Consider the following 2,649-nt stretch of genomic DNA (forward strand, 5'->3'; position numbering starts at 1 on the left):
AGTTGCTTGCGGCATTTGACCTGCTCATGGCTGTCGACACCATGAACTTGAAAAACCTGCTTTGCCAAATCCACGCCTATGCGTTTAAGTTTCATGCGGGCTCCCCCTCCGGGATTGTTTGTTTCGTAACCTACAGTCTGGCGCAATGACGCCGTAGGAGGGAGGAGTCCATCTCATTGGGCTACGGTCTCGGTCGAAAGTGGGAGGGGCTTTAGCCGCGACTGTTGCAGGTAAAGCCCCGCCCCCATTCTTCAACGCTACGCCTTTTCCCCTTGCACCACTGGCTCGGCCAGCTCTGCGCCATGCACACGGTTGACCCACAAGCCGAACAGCGCCGCGGTGATGAACATGATCAGGCTGTAGATGGCTGCCGGAATGGCCATGGTCGGGTTGTTCAGCAGCGCCGGGCTCAGCGCCAGGGCGATGGCCAGGGTGCCGTTGTGGATGCCGATCTCCATGGCGATGGCGATGGCCTGACGCAGATTGAGCTTGAGCAGCCTGGGCACGCAGTAGCCCACCGCCATGCTCAGCAGGTTGAAGGCCAGCGCCGCGCCGCCCACCGCAGGCGCGTAATCGACGAAGGTGCGCCAGTCCTTGGCCACCGCCAACAGGATGATCAGCAGCAGGAACAGCGCCGAGATGATCTTCACCGGCTTCTGCATGCGCTCGGCAAAGCCCGGAAAACGACTGCGCAGCCACATGCCGATGGCCACCGGACCAAGGACGATCGCGAATACCTGCACCACCTTGGCGAACTGCAGCGGGATGGCCTGATCGGCCGACATGAAGTAGGCCAGCGACAGGTTGACGATCAGCGGCATGGTCAGAATCGCGATCACCGAATTGACCGCGGTGAGGGTGATGTTCAACGCCACGTCGCCATGGGCCAGGTGGCTGTAGAGGTTGGCCGTAGTTCCGCCCGGCGAGGCTGCCAGCAGCATCAGGCCTACGGCCAGCGCCGGCGCCAGGCCGAACGCTTTGGCCAGGAAGAAGCACGCCAGCGGCAGCAACAGCAGTTGGCAAGCCAGGCCGATCAACACCGGTTTGGGGAATTTGGCCACGCGGGCGAAATCGGCCAGGCTCAGTGACAGGCCAAGCCCGAGCATGATGATGCCCAGCGCAGCGGGAAGGAAAAACGTCAGCAAGGGATCGGCGGTCATTATTGTTATCGCTCCAGTTGAACCTGGCAGGATTGTGCTGAGTCAGGACCACTGCTGACAGTGGCCCTGCGAGCCAACCTTAGCCGACGTGCAGACGACCGGGCTAGGGTCTGTTGCCGTTTCGCGCACGGCTGCGACGGAGCCAGTTTTTGCGTGGGGCTAGGCGCGAGACGCGAAGTTTGGTCGCCCAAATGAGCCGTCGAGTAACGACGTACCACGCAAAAACTGGCCCGTCCCTTCGGGTTGCGCGGCAAATTGCGCCATGCGTCGTTGCGGGATTTGGCAAGGGAACGACCATTACCTGCATCCCGCGCCTCGCGTGGCGCAATTTGGCGCAGCAACGCGGCTCGCGTCGAAACGGCAACAGACCCTAGAGCCTTTATATTGCTGTGGCCCCGCCATCCACGGCCAATGCCTGACCAGTGGTGAATGCCGCGTGGTCGCTGCACAGATAGAGCACGGCAGCCGCGATCTCCTCGACCTTGCCGATGCGCCCGACCGGGTGCATGGCGGCGGCGAACTCCGCTTTCTTCGGATCCGCCTCATAGGCGCGGCGGAACATGTCGGTGTCGATCACCGCCGGGCAGACCGCGTTTACCCGCACCTTCTTCTTGGCGTACTCGATCGCCGCCGATTTGGTCAGGCCAATCACCGCATGCTTGGAGGCAGCGTAGATGCTCATCTTCGGCGCGGCCCCCAGGCCGGCGACAGAAGCGGTGTTGACGATGGCACCACCGCCCTGGGCCAGCAGCAAGGGGATCTGGTGCTTCATGCACAGCCACACACCCTTGACGTTGACGCCCATGATGGCGTCGAACTCGGCTTCGTTACCGTCGGCCAACTTGCCCTGTTCGATCTCGATACCGGCGTTGTTGAAGGCATAGTCCAGGCGGCCGTACTGCGCCACGGTAGCGTCCATCAGCGCCTTGACTTCGGCATCGCGGGTCACGTCGCAACGCACGAAGTAGGCCTCGCCGCCGGCCGCGCGAATCAGCTCGACAGTGCCCTCGCCACCGGCCACGTCGACATCGGAAACCACCACCTTGAGCCCTTCGGCAGCGAAGGCCTGGGCGGTGGCACGGCCAATACCGGCTGCAGCGCCGGTGACCAGGGCGACCTGGCCGGAGAACGTCATGCTCATGTCTGCTTCCTCGCAGCGATTCTTGTTGAATTGGCGAGGAGTCTAGCCAGGCGGCCGCACGCAGAGCAGCACTATCAGACTCTGGAGTGGTGGGTCATGCAGGGCGCTGATGACGACTCCACCAGCGCGGTGCCGCGATCAGCGGGTAGCCCGCGATCAGCGGGTAGCCCAATGAGATGGACTCCTCCCTCCTACGGCGTCATTGCGCCAGACTGAAGGTTGTAAAACAAGCAATCCCGGAGGGGGAGCCCGCATGAAACTTAAACGCATAGGCGTGGATTTGGCAAAGCAGGTTTTTCAAGTTCATGGTGTCGACAGCCATGAGCAGGTCAAATGCCGCAAGCAACT

The 2,649-nt window shown here is 62.1% G+C and carries 4 protein-coding genes; 1 reads left to right on the top strand and 3 read right to left on the bottom strand.

Features of this window, described 5'->3' with window-relative positions; all coding sequences use genetic code 11:
* From DBO86_RS26525 to DBO86_RS08565, 3 genes are all read right to left on the bottom strand, one after another.
* On the bottom strand, positions 1–95 hold a 95-nt coding region (locus DBO86_RS26525), incomplete at its 3' end, for a hypothetical protein (RefSeq protein WP_244185501.1).
* A 162-nt stretch (positions 96–257) separates the two neighbouring features.
* Positions 258–1,160, bottom strand: coding sequence for a bile acid:sodium symporter family protein (locus tag DBO86_RS08560; RefSeq protein ID WP_108233470.1), 903 nt, complete (start codon positions 1,158–1,160; stop codon positions 258–260).
* Between the two features lie 379 nt (positions 1,161–1,539).
* Complete coding sequence (locus DBO86_RS08565; RefSeq protein ID WP_075747109.1) at positions 1,540–2,301, bottom strand: SDR family oxidoreductase; 762 nt, start codon at positions 2,299–2,301, stop codon at positions 1,540–1,542.
* A 253-nt stretch (positions 2,302–2,554) separates the two neighbouring features.
* Between DBO86_RS08565 and DBO86_RS26530 the strand changes: the two genes are divergently transcribed.
* Positions 2,555–2,649: hypothetical protein (locus DBO86_RS26530; RefSeq protein ID WP_244185501.1), on the top strand; the 95-nt coding region annotated here is incomplete at its 3' end.

Source organism: Ectopseudomonas oleovorans, assembly GCF_003052605.1.
GTDB lineage: Bacteria > Pseudomonadota > Gammaproteobacteria > Pseudomonadales > Pseudomonadaceae > Aquipseudomonas > Aquipseudomonas oleovorans_A.

Excerpts from the sequence above, each read along its gene's own strand:
- DBO86_RS08560 (WP_108233470.1), bottom strand. The coding sequence starts at position 1,160 with ATGACCGCCGATCCCTTGCTGACGTTTTTCCTTCCCGCTGCGCTGGGC.
- DBO86_RS08565 (WP_075747109.1), bottom strand. The coding sequence starts at position 2,301 with ATGAGCATGACGTTCTCCGGCCAGGTCGCCCTGGTCACCGGCGCTGCA.